Raw genomic sequence first — 20,296 nt, 5'->3', positions numbered from 1 at the left:
ACCCGGTGCCGACGGTCGACGCTCCGGCGCTCGTACCTCGCTGGTCGCTTCTCCCTTTCGGCACCGGCGCGCCCCTTCGGCTCGGGGCGGCGCACGGTGGCAGGCGGCGCACGGTGGCAGGCGCCGCACGGTGGCAGGAAAGGTGGGAAGCAGGTCATTGCTGCCACCCCGACCCGCTGACAGGCTGGCCGCATGAGAGCGCGCAGCGTGGTCGTCGTCCTCTACGAGGGCGTGCAGAGCCTGGACGTGACCGGCCCCGTGGAGGTGTTCGCGGGAGCGGGCGCGGCCGCCGGGCAACCGGGCGCGTACCGGGTGACCACCGCCTCCCTCGGCGGCGGACCGGTGCGCGGCTGCAGCGGGCTGCGGCTGCTGCCGGACGCCGACCTGGCCGACGTCGGGCCGGTGCACACCCTGCTGGTCCCCGGCGGGGAGGGCGCCGAGCGGCCGGACGGCGCGCTGGTGGCGCGGATCCGGGAGCTGGCCGGTCGGGCCGAGCGGGTGATGTCGGTGTGCACCGGCGCCTTCCCGCTCGCCGAGGCCGGACTGCTGGCCGGGCGCCGGGCGACCACGCACTGGGCGTACTGCGAGGCACTGGCCCGGCGGTTCCCGGACGTCGAGGTGGACCCGGACCCGATCCACGTCCGGGACGGGCACATCGCCACCTCGGCCGGGGTCACCGCCGGGATCGACCTGGCACTGGCCCTGGTCGAGGAGGACCTCGGCCGGGACGCCGCGCTGCTGATCGCCCGTCACCTGGTGGTCTTCCTGCGCCGGCCGGGCAACCAGGCCCAGTTCAGCACCCAGCTGGCCGCCCAGGTGGCGGCCCGGCAGCCGCTGCGCGAGGTGCAGCGGTGGATCGTCGAACACCCGGAGGCCGACCTCTCGGTCGAGGCGCTGGCCGGCCGTTCGGCGCTGTCGCCACGGCACTTCGCCCGGGCCTTCGCCGCCGAGGTGGGGGTGACCCCGGGCCGGTACGTGGAGGGCGTCCGGCTGGAGGCCGCCCGGCGGCTGCTGGAGGACACCGACGACGGCATCGAGGAGATCGCCCGCTCCTGCGGCTACGGCACCCCGGAGGCGATGCGGCGCGCCTTCGTCCGGGCCCTGGCCGCCCCGCCCACGGAATACCGGCGCCGCTTCCGACCGAGTCCCGCTGGAGGACACTGATGCGCATCGCCTTCCTGCTCTACGACGACTTCACCGCCCTGGACGCCGTCGGCCCGTACGAGGTGCTGTCCCGCGTCCCCGGCGCCGAGGTGGTGTTCACCGCCGCCCGGCCCGGTCCGGTCCGCACCGACATGAGGAGCCTGGCGCTCACCGCGGACGCCGCCCTGGACGAGGTGGACTCCGCCGACGTGCTGCTGGTGCCCGGCGGGCCCGGAACGGAGGCCCAGCTGACCGACCCGGCCGTGGTGGAGTGGGTGCGCGCGATCGACGCCACCACCACCTGGACCACCTCGGTCTGCTCCGGCTCACTGCTGCTGGGCGCCGCCGGACTGCTCCGGGGCCGCCGGGCCACCTCGCACTGGATCTGCCTGGACCAGCTGCCGCGGTTCGGGGCCGAGCCGACCGGGACCGACCGGATCGTGGTCGACGGCAAGTACGCCACCGCGGCCGGGGTCTCGGCCGGGATCGACCTCGCGCTCACGCTGACCGGACTGATCGCCGGGGACCGGACCGCGGAGGCGATCCAGCTGCTCATCGAGTACGACCCGCAGCCCCCGTACTCGGCGGGCCACATCTCGACCGCCCCGGCCGGGCTGGCCGACGAGTTGCGGGCGAACCGGCTGCTGCTGGGTTAGGGCCTGTCGGCGGCTCCTCGCGCCGGGTCCGCGTCGCGGTGTCGGTGCTCCCGCGCGCTTCGGGACGCCCCCGGCAGGACCGCCCCGGTTGCCGGGGGTGACACCCCGTCGAAGGATGGAGGGGTGACCCCGCCCGGCTACCTCCGCCACCCCCACCTGCACGGCGACCTGCTCACCTTCACCGCCGAGGACGACGTCTGGATCGCCCCGCTGGACGCGGACGGCGGCGGGACCGGACGGGCCTGGCGGGTCGGCTGCGACCGCACCCGCGTCAGCAACCCCCGCTTCTCCCCCGACGGCACCACCCTCGCCTGGACCAGCTGGCTCAGCCTGACCCCCGAGGTGTGGACCGCCCCGGTCGAGGGCGGCGAGACCCGGCGGCTCAGCTTCTGGGGCAGCCAGGACACCCGGGTGCGCGGCTGGCTGCCGGACGGCGAGGTCCTGGCCGTCACCTCCTTCCACGAGCCCTTCAGCCACTACACCTGGGCGCACGCCCTCCCGCCGGACGGCTCCCCCGCCCACCGGATGCCCTGGGGCCCGGTCCGCGACGCCCAGATGGCCCGCCGACGGACCGTGCTGCTCACCGGCTCCGCCCCGCACGAGCCCGCCTCCTGGAAGCGCTACCGGGGCGGCGCCACCGGCCGGCTCTGGGTGGACGGCGAGCTGATCCTGCCCGGGCACACCGGCCACCTCGCCTCCCCGATGCCGGTCGGCGAGCCCCCCGACGACCGGATCGCCTTCCTCTCCGACCACGAGGGCATCGGCAACGTCTACTCCTGCCGCCCCGACGGCAGCGACCTGCGCCGGCACACCGACCACGCCTCCTACTACGCCCGCGAGGCCGCCACCGACGGCACCCGGATCGTCTACCAGCACGCCGGCGACCTCTGGCTGCTCGACGGCCTCGACGCCCCCGCCCCGCGCCGGCTGCACGTCCCGCTCGGCGGCGCCCGGGCCGGCCGCCGCCCGTACCAGGTCAGCGCCGCCTCCCAGGTCAAGGACCTCGCCTGCGACCAGACCGGGCGGGCCGGGGTGATCACCGTGCGCGGCAGCCAGTACTGGCTCACCCACAAGGACGGCCCGGCCCGCGCGCTCGCCGACACCCCGGGGGTGCGGACCCGGCTGCCGGTGGTGCTCGGGCACACCGGCGAGGCGGCCTGGATCACCGACGCGCAGGGCGCCGACGCGATCGAGGTGATGCCGCTGCCCGGGCACGAGCAGACCGAGAAGCACCGCCATCGCGTGCTCGCCACCGGGAAGCTCGGCCGGGTCCTGGAGCTCACCGCCTCCCCCGACGGCACCCACCTCGCCGCCGCCGCCTCGGACGGGCGGCTGCTGCTGGTCTCGGCCGCCGACGGGGAGGTGCGCGAGCTGGCCGCCTCCGACTACGGGCCGGTCTCCAGCGCCCGGTTCTCCCCCGACTCGCACTGGATCGCCTGGTCCCAGCCGGTGGCCGGGCGCTCGCTGCGCCGCATCCGGCTGACCCGCGCCGACGCGCCCGCGCCGATCGTCGAGGTCACCGACGGGCGGTTCGAGGACGAGTATCCGGTGTTCACCCGGGACGGCCGCTACCTGGCCTTCCTGTCCTGGCGCGGCTTCGATCCCGTCCACGACGTGCACACCGGCGACCTCTCCTTCCCGGTCGGCTGCCGCCCGTACCTCGTCCCGCTCGCCGCCGACACGCCCTCCCCGTTCGCCGCGCCCGCCGAGGACGGCGCTCCGCGCGGCAACGGCGGCGGCGACGGCACCGTCCGGGTCGACCCGCAGGGCATCGGCGAGCGGCTGCTGCAGTTCCCGGTGATCGCCTCCAAGTACTCGGCCACCGACGCGGTGCGCGGCGGCCTGGTCTGGCTGCGCTGGCCGATCTCCGGCACCCTCGGGCAGACCTTCATGAGCCCGGAGGACACCTCCGGGCGCCCCTCGCTGGAGTACTTCGACCTCGCCCGGGGCACCCGCACCACCCTGATCGACAAGCTCGACGGCTACGCCGTCTCCGGCGACGGCGGCTCGATCGCGGTCTACTCGGCCGGCGCCCTGCGGATCATCCCGGTCGGCGCCCCCTCCGCCGGCATGCCGGTGGACCTGCACCGGATCACCCACACCGTGCACCCCGCCGCCGAGTGGCGCCAGGCCTACCACGAGGCCGCCCGGATCGTCCGCGACCAGTTCTGGGACGACCGGATGTCCGGCCTGGACTGGCCGGCCCTGGTCGCCCAGTACGAACCGCTGCTGGAACGGATCTGCTCACCCGACGACTTCGCCGACCTGCTGCGTGAGCTCCTCGGCGAACTCGGCACCTCGCACGCCTACGTCACCCCGTCCCGGCGCGGCGAGGGCCCCTCGCTCGCCCAGCAGCCGCTCGGACTGCTCGGCGCCACCATGCACCGCGACCCCGACGGCCGCTGGCTGTTCGCCCGGGTGCTGCCCGGCGAGACCTCCGACCCGCGCGCCCGCGCCCCGCTCGCCGCCCAGGGCGTCAGGGACGGCGACGAGCTGCTGGAGATCGGCGGGCGGCGGGTGGACCCGGTCCGCGGCCCGCTCCCGATGCTGGCCGGCACCGGCGGCACCACCGTGGAACTCGCCCTGCGCAGCGGCCCGGACGGCCCGGTGCGGCGGATCACCGTCACCCCGCTGAGCGACGAACGGGCCATCCGCTACCAGGACTGGGTGGTCAAACGCCGTTCCCTGGTACGGGAGTTCAGCGACGGGCGGTGCGGCTACCTGCACATCCCGGACCTGGGCGGCTCCGGCTGGGCGCAGTTCAACCGGGACCTGCGGCGGGAGCTGGACAAGCCCGCGCTCGTTCTGGACGTGCGCGGCAACGCCGGCGGCAACGTCTCCGAACTCGTCCTGGAGAAGCTCACCCGGCGGGTCCTCGCCTGGGACTTCACCCGCGACCGGCAGCCGGTGCGGTGGCCCCGCAACGCCCCGCGCGGCCCGGTGGTGGCGCTCGCCGACGAGGCCACCAGCTCGGACGGGGACGTGATCATCGCGGCCATCGAGCTGCTCGGCCTCGGCCCGGTGATCGGCACCCGCACCTGGGGCGGGGTGGTCGGGATGACCGGGCGGCACACCCTGGGCGACAGCACCCAGATCTCGGTGCCGAAGAACGCCTCCTGGTTCACCGGCGGGCTCGGCTGGTCGGTGGAGAACCACGGCGTCGAACCGGACGTGCACGTGCTGCGGGCGCCCCAGGACTGGGCCCGGGGACGGCACCCGGAGCTGCGCACCGCCGTCCGGCTGGCGCTGGAGCTACTGGAGGACGCGCCCGCCGCCACTCCCCCGCCGGCCGAGACCCCCCGGCCGGACCTGCGGCGCCCGCCGCTGCCACCGCGGACCGGGTGACGCTCGGCGTCACCCGGGGCTCATCCCCAGGGGTCGCCCTCGGCGGTCATGTCCTCGGCGGCGCGCCGGTCGGCCTCCTCCTGGGCCCGCTTCTCCGCGACCTCGCGGGTGCGCTCGATGTCGTCGCTGAACGCGTCGGCGGCCTCGTCGTGGGCGAGGGCCGCGCGCTGGGCGGCCTCCTGGCCGGTGTCCTCATGGTGGGGCGGCCGGTGGAGCAACCTGTCCAAGATGCCCATGACTCCTCCTCCTACGGACGGAATGACGGAATTCCGGGCTGCCCCCACTCTCACACCGGGGGCTCACGGACGCACGTTGAGCCTTTGGTCCCGGCGGAACGCGCCGAAGGGCCGTAGCCGGGGACGTTCAGCGGGCGGAGGGTGGCGGTGTGAGGAACTCGACCGAGGAACTGCACGACGGACCGCGCCGGCGGGTCGGTCCGCTGGCCGCGCTGGACGGGCGGCTGCCCGGCACCCACGACCTGCTGCTGATGCAGTGCCCCAGCTCGCTGCGCCCGCTGACCGGCGGCGAGCTGCCGCAGTGGGCGCGGGCGGTGCTGCGGGCGCACCCGTGGGTGACGGTCGGCCGGGCGCCCTCGGTGGTCGGCACCCCGGTGGACCTGCCGTACCCGCAGCGCTGCACCCGGGACCCGGAGGCGGCGCCCGAGCACTGGATCCCGGTGACCGCGCGCGGCCCGCGCCCCGGACAGCGGCTGGACGCGCTCGCCCCCTGGGCGGCGGTGGCCCGGACGCTGCGGCCCGAGCGGCTGGCCGAACGGCGGGAGCGGCTGGATCCGGGGAGGGTCGCCGAGATCCCGGCACTGGCCCTGTTGCCGGAGGTCGGCCGGCTGGTGGCGGACCACCGCCTCGCCTGGGGGCCGATCGGCGCGGTCGGCTACGAGCTGGGCACCGGCATCCCGGTCGCCGGGCCGCTCAGCCCGCTCCGGCTGGTACTGCGCGCCCCGCACCCGATCAGCCGGAGGGACGCGCTGCAGCTGCGCCGGGCGCTGAGCAAGCTGCCGGTGCCGGTGCAGGCCGAGCTGGAGACCCGCTACGGCGCGGTGCAGCTGGCCGAGTACGCGGCGGGGGTGCACACCTTCACGTTGCTGACGCCCTACGGGCCCCGCGAGGTCCACGACCCGTGGTTCCCGAGGGGCCCGTACCCGTAGGAAGCCGGATCGAGGAGGAAGCGGCCCGACCACAACGGCCCGACCGCAACGGCCCGAACGGCCGGACCACGGGCCGAACGGCCGGCGGGTGGACCGGGACCCGGACGACGGCGGCTTCCGATCCCACCGGCTGCCGGCGCCCGGCGCGGTCCGGCACGGCTCGCGGAACTGCGCGAGGCCCCGATCACCCACGTGGCTGGTCGGGGCCTCCGTGTGCTCAGCCGCTGACGCTGGGCGTGCCCGTCTCCAGGTGGCCGGTGAAGCGCTGCGACCAGCTTCCGTCGACGTCCACCGTGACGGTGAAGTCGTACCAGCCGTTGCTGTACGCCACCGCGTTGAAGAAGTCGCTGACGTTGCCGCCGGCCGGCACCTGGTACGTCCAGGGGCCGTCCGTCCGGTAGTTGTTGGAGGTGATGGTGAAGGTGATCGGCGTGCTGCCGGAGTTGGCCATCGCGACGTAGAGCGCCAGCTTGCCGGTGCCCGGCTCGACCGCGTACGAGGCGGTGACGGCGGCGTTCTTGCCCTGCTGGGTGAGGTCGCCGGTGAAGCGGCGCAGGAACCGGTTCGGGCCGACCACGGTCAGGTCGTACTTGCCGTTGCCGAAGCCGTTGGTGCCGCAGTTGAAGAAGTCGGTGACGGGGCTGCCGGAATCGACGGTGTACTGCCAGGGGCCGCCGCTGCGGTAGGCGTTGGCGTAGGCGGCGAAGTGCGCGGCCCGGGCGGCTCCGTCGTTGGACATCTTCACCCAGACGTGCATGATGCCGCTGGCGTTGGTGTCCCAGTGGTCCAGGTTGGCATTGGGCTGGTACGGCAGGGCGCGGGCCGGACGGGTACCGGGCTCCTGCGCGGGCAGCGCGTTGTTGCCGGGCGAGGGGTTGGGCAGCGGGCCGCAGGTGGACAGACCGATCGTCTGCGAGGTGTCGGGCAGCGAGGGCATGCCGTACACCGGATTGGCGAAGTCGAAGATCGAGGTGAGGTCGCCGCAGACCTGGCGGCGCCAGGCGCTGATGTTGGGGCTGGTGGCGGGCTTGCCGATGGCGGCGGTCCACACCTCCAGGAAGCGCAGCACCGAGGTGTGGTCGAAGGTCTCGGAGTTGACCCAGCCGCCGCGGCTCCACGGGGAGACGGCGATCAGCGGGACGCGGAAGCCGAGGCCGATGTTGGTGGAGTTGTAGAACTCGCCCGCGGTGCCGGAGGGCGCCGCCGGCGGCGGGACGTGGTCGAAGAAGCCGTCGTTCTCGTCGTAGTTGATCAGCAGAACGGTGGAGTTGAACACGTTGGCGTCCGCGTTCAGGGCGTCCATCACCATGTGGACGAAGTGCGCGCCGTCCTCGGGGGTGGCGTAGGGGTGCTCGGAGGACTGCTGGTCGGCGACGATCCAGGAGACCTGCGGCAGGGTGCCGTTCAGCACGTCGGCCCTGATCGCGGCGGCGATGTCGTCCGGGGTCCGGCCGGTGACCTTGGGCACCGAGCCCATGCCCTTGACGGCGAGCGGGCTGCCGGCCGGGGCGCCGGTGAACTGGCTGAAGTAGGCGAGGGCGTTGTCGCCGAAGTTGTCGTTGGCGTTCTGGTAGACCTTCCAGCTGACGCCGGCGTTCTCCAGTGCCTCGGCGTAGGTCTGCCAGCGCAGGTTGGACTCGGAGCCGCCGTCGTAGGCGGGGCCGCCCGCGGTACCGGCGGGGTCGATCATCCCGCTCCAGTGGTAGGTGCGGTTGGGGCCGGTCGCGCTCAGCACCGAGCAGTGGTAGGCGTCGCAGATGGTCCAGTTGTCGGCCAGCGCGTAGTGGAACGGGATGTCGGCGCGCTGCAGGTAGCCGAGGGTGCGGACGGTGCCCTTGGCGGACACCCAGGAGTCCATCTTTCCGCCGTTCCAGGCCTTGTGCTGGTCGGACCAGGCGTGCGAGAGGTCACCGTTGCACTGCGCCGTGGTCTCCGGGGAGCCGCTGCTGCCGGAGGGGTTGAAGGCCCACGGGTACTGGCGGGCGAACAGGCCGTTCGGCTGGTTGAAGACGCTGTAGCCGCCGGAGATCTGGATGGTGGCCTTGTCCGCGAAGCCGCGGACGCCCTTGAGGGTGCCGAAGTAGTGGTCGAAGCTCCGGTTCTCCTGCATCAGGATCACGACGTGCTGGACGTCGGTGATGGTGCCTGTCGTGGTGAGCGCGGTGGTGGAGGCGGTCGCGGCGGCGGCGCTCGGGGCGGCCCCCGCGGTGCCGCTGCCCGCCGCCGCGAAGCCGGCCGCGGCCGCTCCGGACAGCGTCACGAACTTCCTACGACTCAACTCGGCCATCAGCCCGGTCCGTCCCTTCACTGGCGATGTTGTGTGCACAACTCGGGGCCCATCGATCGCGGGCAGTCTCCACCGCGGCCGGAGCGGCCCACCAGATGCGTGCGCCAGGTTTGTCGGACTGTTCGCCCGGGTGTCACCGAGCGACGCCGGGCTGAACGCCCGGCTGATCCGTCGAGGAGGAAATGGGGCCGGTCAGCGGTCCTTGACCTCGATGCCCAGTGCGTGGGCGAACTGCGGCGCCAGCTCCAGCAGTTGGGTGGAGCTGATGACCGCCCCGCGCAGCCCCTGGTGGCCGTCCGCGAGCCCGAGCCGGGCGGCGCCGCGCAGGTCCGTCTTGCTCAGCGTGGCCCCGCGCAGCCGGACCTCCTCCAGCGTCGAGCCGGGGAAGGACACCCCGGTCAGCTTCGCCTCGCCGAAGTCCACGTCGCGCAGCAGGCAGTCCTCGAACACCACGTCCCGCAGCACGGCCGACCGCAGATTGACCGCCTCCAGCTTGCAGCCGCGGAACACCACTCGGCGCAGCGCCGAGCCGTACCCGGCGATCCCGGCCAGCACCCCGCCGACGAAGGCGCTGTCCTGCCACTCGGTGTCGCTCAGGTCGCAGGCCACCCAGCGGCCGGCCTGCACCCAGACCTCGTTGAACCGGGCCTGGCGCAGCTTGACCCCGCTGAGCGAGACCCCGGTGAAGGCGCACTCCAGGAAGGCCGCGCCGGCGCCCGACTCGTCGGTGCGCTCACCACCGTCGAAGTGCGCGGTGTCGTACCGCGCGTCGCTGCGCAGCGGCCCGGTGTGCGGGCGCAGCAGCTCGGCGTACGGGAGGTCGGCGAGGCGGTCGGGGACGGAACGGGACATGGCGGCGGCACCTTGCGATCGGGGGCGGACGGTTCTCGTCCGCATGCTCGCACGCGGCACCGACAAGGCCCCGGACCGGCCGCGGCGGCGTGCGGCCGGTCCGAGGGGTGCTCGGCGGATCAGCCGCGCGCCCAGAGCGAGTTGACCCGGCCGCGCTCGGTGCCGTTCGGGTACGGGTTGGTGCAGGACGGACCGGGGCCGCCGCCCGACATCAGCTCGCTGCACGGGCCGGAGTAGTGGTCCGGCAGGCCGAGCACGTGCCCGGTCTCATGGGCCGTCACCCGGACCGGGTTGTACTGCCGGTTCTGCTGGTAGTCGAGGAAGATGTAGCCGCGTCCGTGCCCGTCGGTGCTGGCGTAGGAGCCGCGGCTGTCGTTGCCTTCGTAGTAACGGAAGTCGGCGGCCGAGCCGGATCGCAACTGCACGTTGCTGACCGAACTGTTCCAGATCTGCGCGGCGTTGGCGATCTGGGTGCGGAAGGACGGAGCCGAGCTGGCGTCGTAGGTGACCACGACGGTGGCCAGGCCCGGGTTGGCGGCCTGCTTGGCCTTGGCGGAGGCCATCACGGCCTGGAAGAACGCCTGGTTGTCCGCGGCCTCGGCGGCCGAACCGGCGTACGTCGAGGCGGTGTAGCCCTGTACCGCCGGGGCGGCCGGGGCGGCGGACGCCGCGGTCGCGGGCAGCACGGCGAGGCCGGCCGCGAGGGCCAGGCCGAGGGTGACGGACAGCAAAGATCGCTTCATGTGGGGGCTCCGATTCCTGCGGTGCCGTGGCCGGTTGGGGGCCGGCCCTGGGGGACACCTGGCGAACGGGTGATGTCCCCAGAGCTTCGGGCAGCCCGGCAGGCGGGCGGATGATGTCAACCCGCGATAGCCCCGCCCAATACCCCGGTCACCCCGGGGATTCGAGTCGACTTTTCCTTGTCTTGACCCACCCATGTCCCTGGCATTCCGTTCCGCCGGCGGCTAGGCTCCGAGGCGGGGAAGTACCCACTGCGGTGGGCCGCCCGTTTCCGGCCGGGCGGCCCGCCGCGCCCCGATTCGCTTGGCAGTACGGTCAGTTCGCGGACGCCACGCCGTTCGCCCAGAGCGCGTCGACCTGGGCGCTCTCGTTGGCGTCGGGGTGCGCGTTGGTGCAGGACGGGCCGGGGCCGTGGCCCGACATCAGCTCACTGCACGGGCCGGAGTAGTCGTCGGGCAGGCCGAGCACGTGCCCGGTCTCGTGGGCGACGATCCGGAGTGAGTAGTACTCCTGGGCCTGCTGGTGATCGATGAAGATGTAGCCGTGTCCGTGCCCGTCGGTGCTGGCGTACGAGCCGCTGCCGTCGCCCTCGGTGTACGAGAAGTCGCCGGTGCCGCCGGCCTCCTGGAGCTGGACGTTGTGCACCGAGCTGTTCCAGATCTGCGCGGCGTTGGCGATGTCGCCGGCGAAGGAGGGGGCATTGGTGGTGTCGTAGGTGACGGTGACGGTCTGCAGCCAGGGGTCGGCGGCCTGCCTGGCCTTGGCGGAGGCCATCACGGCCCGGAAGAACGCCTGGTTGTTCGCGGCCGCCTCGACCGGACCGGCGTACGCCGGGACGGCGTGGGTTCGCACGGCCGGGGCGGCGGGCGCGGCGGCGGCGGTGGCGGTGGCGGGCAGCACGGCGAGGCCGGCGACGAGGGCCGGGCCCAGGGTCGCGGACAGTACGGATCGCTTCACGGGGGCTCCGAGTTCGCGGTGCGCCGGCTCGCCGGACCGGTGGGGGCCGGACCCGACGGCGGCGGCGCACAGTGGGGGCCGCCCCGGCCGGACCGGGGCGGTGTGATGCCCCGAGCTTCGACCCGCCCGGGCCGGTCGCGGATGATGTCAACCGGCGATAGCCCGGCCGCATACCGGCGGGGGTCCGCCGTGCGGCCGGCCGGTCCGCCCTTGATTCCCTGTCATGTCCTTGGCGAGGCGGCGCGGCGACGTCTATGCTCCCGTCGTGGAGCTCGACGTGAGACACCTCCGGGTGCTGTGCGCGATCGCCGACACCGGCAGCCTCCGCAAGGCCGCGCTCCAGCTCGGCATGACCCAGCCCTCCCTCACCACCCAGCTGCACCGCATCGAACGGGCCATCGGCGGAACCCTGTTCACCCGCGAGCAGACCGGCAGCCGGCCCACCGCGCTCGGCCACTCGGTGCTGTCCCGGGCCCGGCCGGTGATCAGCGAGATGGCCGCACTGGTGGCCGCCGCCCAGCAGGAGGCCCGGGACGCCGCCGGGCCCGGCCGACAGCGGCGGCTGCGCATCGGCAGCGTCGGCAGCCGGGCGGTCGCGGCCTGGCTGCGCCGGGTGCACGAGCGGCTGCCGGAGACCGACACCACCATCCACGTCGACATCTCCGCCAGCGCGCTGCTGCGGATGGTCGCCGCCGACCAGCTGGACGTGGCCTTCGTCCACGAGAGCGAGGGCTTCCCGCTGCGGGTTCCACCGGACGCCGAGCACCGGGTGCTGATGGCCCGGGAGCCGCAGTTCGTCGCCCTCGCCGCCGGCCACCCGGCCGCAGCCCGTCCGGTCGTCCACCTGGCCGACCTCGCCGAGGACACCTGGATGGTGGACCCGACCGCCGACCACGAGTACGCGGCGATGCGCCGGGTGTTCAGCGAGGCCGGGCTCAACCCCCGGGTGGTGCAGGTGCGGGACAACACCACCGCCGCCGAGCTGGTCGCCTCCGGCGAGGCGGTCCGCCCCTGCCAGCCGACCTCACTGCCCGGGCCCGGCACCGTGGTCCGCCCGGTGCACGGGGACCCGCTCGCCGTCCGGCTGCTGTTCACCTGGCGCCCGCACGCACTCAGCCCGCCCGCCCTGGACGCGCTGTACGGCGAACTGCGCGCCGCCTACCTGGATCTGGCCAAGGTCAACCCGGCCTACCTGGCCTGGTTGGCGCGTCACGAACCGGTCCTGCTGGGGCGTCTCTAGAGCCCCGTTGCGGCCCGGCTCTCCCGGCTGTGGATCAGCACGCCCACCGCGACCATCAGCGCACAGACCAGGCCCGCCGCCAGCACCCCGGAGTCGCCGAACGCGGTGCAGGCCAGCACCAGCACCGCCCCGGCCGGCGCCAGCGACTGCGCGACCAGGCCGCGCTTGGTGTGCCGGGAGTGCAGGTACCAGACCGTGACCAGGTAGACCGCGGTGGGCACGGTGACCGTCGCGGTGGCGGCCCTGCCGGAGATCTCCGCCTTGTGCACGGCCGCCTCCACCGCCACCTCCAGCCCGGCGCCGATCGCCGCCGCCGAGCCGAACACCAGGTAGTGCCCGTAACCCCAGGCGAAGGCCTGCCGGTTGGAGCGCAGGTGCTCGTGGACGGGCCGGGCGAAGTAGATCCACCACGCGGCGAAGCAGATCAGCAGGCCGCCGACCGCCACCGGCACCAGCCGGCTCAGCTCCTCGTGCTCGTCCACCGCCGACTGCACCGCCACCGTCGCCGCGGCCACCGTCTCGCCGAGCACGATCAGGGTGAACAGCCCGTACCGCTCGGCGATGTGGTGCGGGTGCCAGGCCGTCTGCATCCGCAGCTCGGCGACCACTGGCACGGCCAGCTCGCACAGCACGCCGAGCGGGATGACCACCGGTCGGGCGGCGTCCGGCAGCAGCAGCATCACCACCCAGCCGACCTGGCAGAGCGTGATCCCCAGCGCGTACCGCTGCGCGACCCGCCGCGCCGGGCCCTGCTCGCTGCCGGCCGCCCGCAGCCATTGGGTGACCATCGCCAGCCGCATCACCACGTACCCGGCGATCGCGAGCGTCAGGTCCTGGGTGGCGAACAGCCGCGGCACCCCGGCGGCCAGGATCAGCACCCCGGCGATCTGCACCAGCGTGGTGATCCGGTACGGCACGTCGTCGCAGTCGTACGCGGAGGCGAACCAGGTGAAGTTCATCCAGGCCCACCAGATGGCGAAGAAGGCGATCGCGTAGCCGCGGAGGCCCTCGCCGTAGTGCCCGGCCGCCAGGGAGTGGGCGAGCTCGCGCCCGGCCTGGCCGACCGCGACCACGAAGCAGAGGTCGAAGAAGAGTTCCAACGGGGTGGCGACCCGGTGCGGCTCGTCGCGGTCGCGCGGGACCATCCGGCGCACCGGCGGCGGGTCGACGTGGTGCGGGCGGGGTGCCGCGGCGGCGGGATCACTGGCCATCGGTGCTGCTCCGGGGATCGGGACGGGGTCGGGAGCGGACCGGGAGGGCCCGCCGTCCCCGCGCATCCTGGCAGCGGCCCGGGGCCGGCGCACGCACCGGCACGGTACGCACGCCGGTGCGCACGCCGGGTCGTACATCGGTGCGTGCGCCCTACGGCAACCCGTCACAACCCGGGCGCGATGCCCTCGTATATCCCCTTTATCCTTGCCGTCAGCCGCAGTTGACGCTTCGGTGCGCGAACTGGGTGACAGCGCGGCGGCTTTCCGGGCGCGCCCCGCGCGCTGTCCCGCGACCGGCCCCGGCGCCCGGCTAGATTCGTCCCCGGTTGGAAGCGAGCGCGGGCCTTGCGGGGCCCCACGACACGGGCGGCCTGCGGGCAACGCGGAAGGTCAAGGCCGGTGGCAGGACAGCGGGGGCGGCAGTGCCGGCCTGCCCGTGTCCGCACCACCGGCCTCGTGATCACCGCGCTGCTCGCCAGCGCCAGCCGTGCGGTCGCCCTCGCCGCCCCGGCGGCCCCGGCTACTTCTCCCAGCCGACCTTGCTGTAGTCCTCCCAGCCGAGACCGAAGGCGCCGTAGTTGGCGAGTCCCTTGCGCGCCGCCACCACGATCGGCCGCTGGTAGAGCTCGACGGTGTGGCCGAGCTCCCAGATCTTCGCGTCCGCCTGGTTGTAGAGCTTCGCGGCCTCCACCGGGTCGACCGTTCCGGCCGCCTTCTTCAGCAGGTCGTCGATCTCCTGGCTGCCCAGGCGCGACGGGTTCTGGAAGGAGTTGTCGCCCACCGGCAGGCGGAAGTTGGCCAGGCTCTTGGAGTTCGGGAAGGAGTCGGTGTTGCGCCAGCTCGCGAGGTCGAACTTGCCCGGGGTCACGTACTTGGCGAAGAAGTCGTTGGCGGGCACCTTGTCCAGGTCGACCTTGACCCCGACCGCCTGCCACATCGCCGCCGCCGCGGTGGCGAGGTCGAGCTGCGCCTGCGGGGTGCCGTCGCTGAGCACCCAGTGGAGCTCCAGCGACTGGCCGTCCTTGGTGCGCGGCCCGCTGCCGGACTCCTTCCAACCCGCCTCGTCCAGCAGCTTCTTGGCGGCGGCCAGGTCGAACTTGGCCCAGTCCCCCGAGTTGTCCTGGTAGCCGACCTGGTTGGGCATGATGATGTGGTTGCCGAGCGGCTTGAACTCCACCGGCACCCCGTTGTTGGCGATCTTGATCAGCGCCGAACGGTCGAGCGCCTTGCCGAGCGCCTGGCGGACCTTCTGATCCGCCAGCGCGCCGTTGCCGCCGAAGGAGATGTGCACCTCGTCCCACGGGCTGGCGGCCCGGATCACGGTGTCCTTGGCGTTCTTGAGCTGTCCGTACGCGGTGGCGGTGCCGGCCGAGGCGAGGTCGATCTCGTTGTTGAGGTAGGCCTGGATGCTCGCCGACTTGTCCATCACCCGGAAGGTGACCTTGTCGAGCTTGGCCTTGGTCCCCCACCAGGCGGGGTCCGGCACCAGGCTGAGGGTCTGGGCGGTCTTGTCCGCCACGCCGACCTTGAACGGGCCGGCGGTGATCGGGATCTTCTCCAGCCAGCCCTTGTTGAAGTCGTCCGGCGTGGAAATGCCCGCCGCCGGGATCAGCGGGCGGAACAGGTTCTGCCAGTCCGCGTACGGCTGCGCGAAGGTGACCTTCACCTCGGTCGGGTCGGCGCCCTGCTCGACCGCGGAGATCAGCTCGTAGCCGGACGGGTCGTTGATGTTGTACGCCGGGTCCTTGCCGTTGCTGGTCTGCCAGTCCGCTTTGAAGTCCAGGTAGCTGAGCGGCTTGCCGTCCGACCACTTGGCCTTGGGGTTCAGCTTGTACGTGACCACCTGCGGCGAGGTCGAGGTGACCTTGGCCTCCACCAGGTAGTCCGGGTTCGGCTGGAAGGTGCCGGAGGCGTCGGTGCCGAACAGTGCCGGCTCCACGGCGCGGATCAGGTCCACCGTGTCGGTGTAGGTACCGCCGTCCACCTGGAGCGGATTCCACTGGGTGATCCACTGGTCCAGGGAGAAGCGCACCTCGCCGCCGTCCTTGACCTGGTCCAGCGGCTTGGCGTTGATGTCCTGGGAGTCCTGTCTCGGCGGCTCGCTCTTGGCCACGTTGTCGGCCGAGCCGCTCCCGCCCGAGGTGCACGCGGTGACGGCGAGCGCGACGGCGACGGCGAGAACGGCCGCCCGGCCGAGGCGGCGGGTCGGGGTGGAAGCGTCCATGAGGGTCCCCCTGAGATTCGTGGCAGGAGTCGGTTCGTGGCAGGAGTCGGGTCGCACGAGGCATGACCGGGCTTGAGCGTGGGCACTCAATCCGGCACCGAGCCAGAGGAACGTAACAGCGGATCAGATCCGCCACCAGGGGGAGGAGCGCACACCTGATCCAAAAGTCACGGGGGGCAATCCCACCGCAACACCCCCGCCGTCCCCGGGTGCTTCACTCTGACCTGCGCTTTCCCCAACTTCCCTGCCGCCCCTACCATCTGACGCCCTGACCGGGCCCCGACCGAAGGCCACCACCCGATGCCCACCAGACGCGTCGGCCCCACCCCCACCCCGGGCGGCCGTTGATGCTCCGCTACCTGGCGAAGCGGCTGAGCTACTACGCCGCGCTGCTGCTCGTCGCCGTCTTCCTGGCGTACGCGATCTCCGCGAGCGCCCTGCAGCCGCGCACCTACTTCGACGCCAAAGTCCCCCGCCCGTCCGCCGAGTCGGTCGAGCGCCAGCTCACCGCGCTCAACCTGAACGACCACACCCCGGTGGTCGAGCGCTTCGGGCACTGGGCCGACGGCCTGCTCCACGGCGACCTCGGCCGCACCATCCACGACACCCCGGTCAACGACGACTTCGGCCGCCGGGTCTGGGTCTCGCTGCGGCTGCTGCTGCTCGGCAGCCTGCTCGGCGCGGTCCTCGGCGTCGCCGCCGGGGCCTGGAGCGCCGTGCGCCAGTACCGGATCTCCGACCGGCTGCTCACCGTGCTGTCCTTCGTGCTGCTCTCCACCCCGGTCTTCCTGGTCGCGCTGTTCCTCAAGAACGGCGCGATCGCCGCCAAGGACGCGGCCGGCCACGAGGTCATCCCGTTCACCGGCTACGAGACCCCCGGGCTGGCCGGCGGCCTCGGCGCCCACCTCGCCGACTGGGCGCTGCACCTGCTGCTGCCCACCGTCTCGCTCGCCCTCGGCGGCCTCGCCACCTACAGCCGCTACCAGCGCGGCACCATGCTCGACGTGCTCGGCTCCGACTACCTGCGCACCGCCGAGGCCAAGGGCCTCACCCGCCGCCGGGCCCTGCTCAAGCACGGGCTGCGCACCGCCGTGATCCCGATGTCGACCATGTTCGCCTACAGCTTCCTGGGCATCTTCACCGGCGCGATCTTCACCGAGACCATCTTCGGCTGGCACGGCATGGGCGAATGGCTGATCCAGTCGATCAACGAACAGGACGTCAACTCGGTGGTGGCGATCAACCTGTTCACCGCTGTCGTCGTGCTCGCCTCCGGCTTCCTGGCCGACACCCTGCACGCCGCCCTCGACCCGCGCGTGCGGTCCTGACCGGAGGTGATCCTCACGATGACCGTCGTCACTGCCGAGCCGGCCGACTCCGATTCCCCGGCCGGGCCTTCCGGGTCCTCGGGCGATGCCGGACGGCCCCCGGCCGCCGGACGGGGCCGGCTCGTCCTCACCCGGCTGCTCGCCGCCCGCGGCGCCGTGGTCGGAGCCGTCCTGATCCTGCTGCTGTTCGTGCTCGCCTTCGGCGGACCGCTCCTGACGCCCTGGGACTACGCCACCCCCGACTTCACCGCGCTGCACCAACCCCCCTCCGGCGCACACTGGTTCGGCACCAACGGGGTCGGCCAGGACGTGTTCGCGCAGACCGTCCGCGGACTGCAGAAGTCGCTGATCATCGGACTGCTGGTGGCCCTCTTCTCCACCGCGCTGGCCTCGCTGGTCGGCGCCTGCGCCGGCTACTTCGGCGGCTGGACCGACCGGGTGCTGATGTTCCTGGTGGACCTGCTGCTGGTCTTCCCCAGCTTCCTGATCATCACCATCGTCTCGCCCCGGCTGCGCGGCAGCGGCTGGATCGCCTTCGTGCTGCTGCTCGCCCTGTTCAACTGGATGATCACCGCCCGGGTGGTCCGCTCGATGACCCTCTCCCTGCGCGAGCGCGAATTCGTGCGCGCCGCACGGTTCATGGGCGTCCGGCCACTGCGGATCATCAGCCGGCACATCCTGCCGAACGTCGCCTCCTTCCTCATCATCGACGCCACCATCGCGGTCGGCGGCGCGGTGATGAGCGAGACCGCGCTCTCCTACTTCGGCTTCGGCGTCCGCCCGCCGGACGTCTCGCTCGGCACCCTGCTCGCTGCCGGGACCACCGAGGCCCCGGTGTTCCCCTGGATGTTCTACTTCGCGGCCGGACTGCTGGTGCTGTTCGTGCTCGCCGTCAACCTGGTCGGGGACGGGCTGCGCGACGCCCTCGACCCCACCGCCGGGGCGGCCGGCCGCTCGGGTCGTTCGCGTCGTTCACGTCGTTTCGGCAGCTCCACCCGTTCCGGCCGTTCCGGCTGTTCGGGTCGTTCGCAGAGGAAGAGCTCGTGACCACTGTTGTCGAGACCCCGCTGCTCGCCGTCCGGGACCTGCGGGTGGACTTCGCCGGGCCGCGCGGCCCGGTCCCCGCCGTCCGCGGGGTGAACCTCACCCTGCGGCGCGGCGAGACGCTCGGCATCGTCGGCGAGTCCGGTTCCGGGAAGTCCGTCACCGCGCTGTCCGTGCTGGGCCTGCTGCCGGGCACGGCCCGGGTCGGCGGCTCGGTGCGGCTGGACGGCCGGGAACTGGTCGGGCTGCCCGGGCGGGAGCTCGCCGCGATCCGCGGCCGGCAGGTCGCCATGGTGTTCCAGGACCCGTTGTCCGCCTTCACCCCGGTCTACCGGATCGGCGACCAGATCGCCGAGGCGGTCCGCGTCCACCAGAAGGTCGACAAGGCCACCGCCCGCCGCCGGGCCGCCGAACTCCTCGACCTGGTCGGCATCCCGGCGCCCGACCGGGCCCTGGACAGCTTCCCGCACGAGTTCTCCGGCGGCATGCGCCAGCGCGCGATGATCGCCATGGCCGTCGCCAACCAGCCCGACATCCTGCTCGCCGACGAGCCCACCACCGCGCTGGACGTCACCATCCAGGCCCAGGTGCTGGACGTGCTGCGCACCGCGCAGCGGGAGACCGGCGCGGCGCTGGTCCTGGTCAGCCACGACCTCGGGGTGATCGCCGGGACGGCCGACCGGGTCGCGGTGATGTACGCGGGCCGGGTGGTCGAAACCGCGACGGTGGACGAGCTGTTCGCGGCGCCGCGCCACCCGTACACGCTCGGCCTGATCGGCGCGCTGCCCCGACTGGACGGGCGCGGTGGCCCGCTGGTGCCGATCCCGGGCGCCCCCGCGCCGATGGCCGAACTGCCGCCGGGCTGCCCGTTCGCCGCGCGCTGCCCACTGGCGGAGGAGCGCTGCTCGGCGGCGGAGCCCGTCCTGGAGGGTGCCGAGGGGCACCTGGCCGCGTGCGTGCGGTCGGCGGAGCTGGCCGAGCGGCGGCCCGCGCCGAGCGAGGTGTACCCGGTGCCGGACCTGCCGACCGCGACCGCGGCCGGGGACCGCTCCTCGCGGGCGCCGGTGCTGTCGGTGAGCGGTCTCGGCAAAACGTTTCCGCTCCTCAAGGGCACGGTGTTCAAGCGCAAGGTCGGCGAGGTCTACGCGGTGGACGGGGTCGACCTGGACCTGCGGGAGGGCGAGACCCTCGGCCTGGTCGGGGAGTCCGGCTCCGGCAAGTCCACCACCCTGTTCGAACTGCTGAAGCTCGGCGCCCCGGACACCGGCCGGATCGAACTGCTCGGCCGCGACACCGCCCGGCTCACCCGGGCCGAGGCCCACCGGCTCCGGGCCCAGCTGCAGATCGTCTTCCAGGACCCGATGGCCAGCCTCGACCCCCGGATGCCGATCGGCGACATCGTCGCCGAACCGCTGCGTGCCCAGCACGCCCCGCGCGCGGAGATCGCCGACCGGGTGCCCGAACTGCTGCGCCAGGTCGGCCTCGCCCCGGACCACGCCGTGCGCTACCCGCACGAGTTCTCCGGCGGGCAGCGCCAGCGCGTCTCGATCGCCCGGGCGCTCGCCGTCCGGCCGAAGCTGCTGGTGCTCGACGAACCGGTCTCCGCCCTGGACGTCTCCATCCAGGCCGGGGTGCTCAACCTGCTGCAGGCACTCAAGGCCGAGCTCGGGCTCTCCTACCTGTTCGTGTCGCACGACCTCTCGGTGATCCGGCACCTCGCCGACCGGGTCAGCGTGATGTACCTCGGACGGACGGTCGAGCAGGGCGAGGTCTCCGCCGTCTTCGACCGCCCCCGCCACCCGTACACCCGGGCGCTGCTCTCCGCCGTCCCGCTGCCCGACCCCGCCGCCGAGCGCGCCCGCGACCGCATCCTGCTCGCCGGGGACCCGCCCTCCCCCACCGAGCGCCGCACCGGCTGCCCCTTCCGCACCCGCTGCCCGCTCCACGCCCGGCTCCCGGAGACGGCCCGGGCCCGGTGCGAGCGTGAACGGCCCTCGCTCGACGCCGACCGAGCGGAGGGGGACCACCAGGCGGCCTGCCACTATCCGGAGGAACCCACGAGCTGATCATCGAGTTGAACACCGTTGATCACCCTCCGAAACC

At 73.3% G+C, this 20,296-nt stretch carries 15 protein-coding genes; 8 read left to right on the top strand and 7 right to left on the bottom strand.

The features are described from left to right. The first annotated feature begins 192 nt into the window (after positions 1-192). The 3 genes from ACFVWU_RS01880 (at position 193) to ACFVWU_RS01870 (ending at position 5,144) form a co-directional block, all read left to right on the top strand. The gene (locus ACFVWU_RS01880; RefSeq protein WP_387614085.1) at positions 193-1,164 is read left to right on the top strand and encodes a GlxA family transcriptional regulator; all 972 of its coding nucleotides are present in this window, start codon (positions 193-195) and stop codon (positions 1,162-1,164) included. Beyond that, a complete protein-coding gene (locus tag ACFVWU_RS01875) occupies positions 1,164-1,799 on the top strand; it encodes a DJ-1/PfpI family protein (RefSeq protein WP_387614082.1) in 636 nt (211 codons plus the stop codon). The genes ACFVWU_RS01880 and ACFVWU_RS01875 overlap by 1 nt, the downstream gene beginning before the upstream one ends. A 123-nt stretch (positions 1,800-1,922) precedes the next feature. Then, positions 1,923-5,144: a S41 family peptidase gene (locus tag ACFVWU_RS01870; RefSeq protein ID WP_387614080.1), complete on the top strand. Its 3,222-nt coding sequence runs from the start codon at positions 1,923-1,925 to the stop codon at positions 5,142-5,144. Between the two features lie 20 nt (positions 5,145-5,164). Here the strand turns inward: ACFVWU_RS01870 and ACFVWU_RS01865 are convergent, their stop codons facing one another. Then, on the bottom strand, positions 5,165-5,380 hold the full coding sequence (locus ACFVWU_RS01865; protein WP_380612758.1) for a hypothetical protein: 216 nt from the start codon (positions 5,378-5,380) through the stop codon (positions 5,165-5,167). A 149-nt stretch (positions 5,381-5,529) separates the two neighbouring features. Between ACFVWU_RS01865 and ACFVWU_RS01860 the strand changes: the two genes are divergently transcribed. Beyond that, positions 5,530-6,309 carry a phosphoribosyl-dephospho-CoA transferase MdcG domain-containing protein gene (locus ACFVWU_RS01860; RefSeq protein ID WP_387614077.1) on the top strand — a complete coding sequence of 260 codons (780 nt, stop codon included), beginning with the start codon at positions 5,530-5,532 and terminating at the stop codon, positions 6,307-6,309. Positions 6,310-6,526: 217 nt separating this feature from the next. On the opposite strand, the gene ACFVWU_RS01855 is transcribed toward ACFVWU_RS01860, so the two are convergent. From ACFVWU_RS01855 to ACFVWU_RS01840, 4 genes are all read right to left on the bottom strand, one after another. Then, positions 6,527-8,596 carry a phosphocholine-specific phospholipase C gene (locus ACFVWU_RS01855; RefSeq protein WP_387614112.1) on the bottom strand — a complete coding sequence of 690 codons (2,070 nt, stop codon included), beginning with the start codon at positions 8,594-8,596 and terminating at the stop codon, positions 6,527-6,529. Between the two features lie 192 nt (positions 8,597-8,788). Continuing rightward, a complete protein-coding gene (locus ACFVWU_RS01850; protein WP_387614075.1) occupies positions 8,789-9,448 on the bottom strand; it encodes a pentapeptide repeat-containing protein in 660 nt (219 codons plus the stop codon). Between the two features lie 119 nt (positions 9,449-9,567). After that, positions 9,568-10,191 carry a snapalysin gene (snpA, locus tag ACFVWU_RS01845; protein ID WP_387614073.1) on the bottom strand — a complete coding sequence of 208 codons (624 nt, stop codon included), beginning with the start codon at positions 10,189-10,191 and terminating at the stop codon, positions 9,568-9,570. A gap of 313 nt (positions 10,192-10,504) precedes the next feature. Then, a complete protein-coding gene (locus ACFVWU_RS01840) occupies positions 10,505-11,146 on the bottom strand; it encodes a snapalysin family zinc-dependent metalloprotease (RefSeq protein ID WP_387614071.1) in 642 nt (213 codons plus the stop codon). Positions 11,147-11,411: 265 nt separating this feature from the next. On the opposite strand from ACFVWU_RS01840, the gene ACFVWU_RS01835 reads away from it, so the two are divergent. Next, positions 11,412-12,386 carry a LysR family transcriptional regulator gene (locus ACFVWU_RS01835; RefSeq protein WP_387614068.1) on the top strand — a complete coding sequence of 325 codons (975 nt, stop codon included), beginning with the start codon at positions 11,412-11,414 and terminating at the stop codon, positions 12,384-12,386. On the opposite strand, the gene ACFVWU_RS01830 is transcribed toward ACFVWU_RS01835, so the two are convergent. Then, the gene (locus ACFVWU_RS01830; protein ID WP_387614065.1) at positions 12,383-13,597 is read right to left on the bottom strand and encodes a low temperature requirement protein A; all 1,215 of its coding nucleotides are present in this window, start codon (positions 13,595-13,597) and stop codon (positions 12,383-12,385) included. The two genes, ACFVWU_RS01835 and ACFVWU_RS01830, sit on opposite strands and share 4 nt — an antisense overlap. Positions 13,598-14,117: 520 nt before the next feature. Next, the gene (locus ACFVWU_RS01825; protein WP_387614063.1) at positions 14,118-15,821 is read right to left on the bottom strand and encodes an ABC transporter family substrate-binding protein; all 1,704 of its coding nucleotides are present in this window, start codon (positions 15,819-15,821) and stop codon (positions 14,118-14,120) included. A 347-nt stretch (positions 15,822-16,168) separates the two neighbouring features. Here ACFVWU_RS01825 and ACFVWU_RS01820 point away from each other — a divergent pair, with 347 nt between their 5' ends. From ACFVWU_RS01820 to ACFVWU_RS01810, 3 genes are read left to right on the top strand one after another with little or no spacing between them, the layout of a single operon-like run. Continuing rightward, complete coding sequence (locus ACFVWU_RS01820) at positions 16,169-17,149, top strand: ABC transporter permease (RefSeq protein ID WP_387614060.1); 981 nt, start codon at positions 16,169-16,171, stop codon at positions 17,147-17,149. 18 nt (positions 17,150-17,167) lie between these two features. After that, positions 17,168-18,196 (top strand): ABC transporter permease, encoded by a 1,029-nt coding sequence (locus tag ACFVWU_RS01815; RefSeq protein ID WP_387614057.1) that lies wholly within the window; start codon positions 17,168-17,170, stop codon positions 18,194-18,196. After that, positions 18,193-20,259 (top strand): dipeptide ABC transporter ATP-binding protein, encoded by a 2,067-nt coding sequence (locus ACFVWU_RS01810; protein ID WP_387614054.1) that lies wholly within the window; start codon positions 18,193-18,195, stop codon positions 20,257-20,259. Before ACFVWU_RS01815 ends, ACFVWU_RS01810 begins: the two co-directional genes overlap by 4 nt. The last annotated feature ends 37 nt before the right edge of the window (positions 20,260-20,296 follow it).

It is taken from the genome of Kitasatospora sp. NPDC058190 (genome assembly GCF_042883685.1).
Taxonomy (GTDB): Bacteria; Actinomycetota; Actinomycetes; order Streptomycetales; family Streptomycetaceae; genus Kitasatospora.
This window is presented reverse-complemented; position numbering and strand designations above follow the sequence as displayed.

What these genes read in the sequence shown, in the direction of transcription:
- ACFVWU_RS01875 (WP_387614082.1), top strand. Translation starts at nt 1,164, where the DNA reads ATGCGCATCGCCTTCCTGCTCTACGACGACTTCACCGCCCTGGACGCC.
- ACFVWU_RS01850 (WP_387614075.1), bottom strand. Translation starts at nt 9,448, where the DNA reads ATGTCCCGTTCCGTCCCCGACCGCCTCGCCGACCTCCCGTACGCCGAG.
- ACFVWU_RS01865 (WP_380612758.1), bottom strand. Translation starts at nt 5,380, where the DNA reads ATGGGCATCTTGGACAGGTTGCTCCACCGGCCGCCCCACCATGAGGAC.
- snpA (WP_387614073.1), bottom strand. Translation starts at nt 10,191, where the DNA reads ATGAAGCGATCTTTGCTGTCCGTCACCCTCGGCCTGGCCCTCGCGGCC.
- ACFVWU_RS01825 (WP_387614063.1), bottom strand. Translation starts at nt 15,821, where the DNA reads ATGGACGCTTCCACCCCGACCCGCCGCCTCGGCCGGGCGGCCGTTCTC.
- ACFVWU_RS01820 (WP_387614060.1), top strand. Translation starts at nt 16,169, where the DNA reads ATGCTCCGCTACCTGGCGAAGCGGCTGAGCTACTACGCCGCGCTGCTG.
- ACFVWU_RS01830 (WP_387614065.1), bottom strand. Translation starts at nt 13,597, where the DNA reads ATGGCCAGTGATCCCGCCGCCGCGGCACCCCGCCCGCACCACGTCGAC.
- ACFVWU_RS01880 (WP_387614085.1), top strand. Translation starts at nt 193, where the DNA reads ATGAGAGCGCGCAGCGTGGTCGTCGTCCTCTACGAGGGCGTGCAGAGC.
- ACFVWU_RS01855 (WP_387614112.1), bottom strand. Translation starts at nt 8,596, where the DNA reads ATGGCCGAGTTGAGTCGTAGGAAGTTCGTGACGCTGTCCGGAGCGGCC.
- ACFVWU_RS01815 (WP_387614057.1), top strand. Translation starts at nt 17,168, where the DNA reads ATGACCGTCGTCACTGCCGAGCCGGCCGACTCCGATTCCCCGGCCGGG.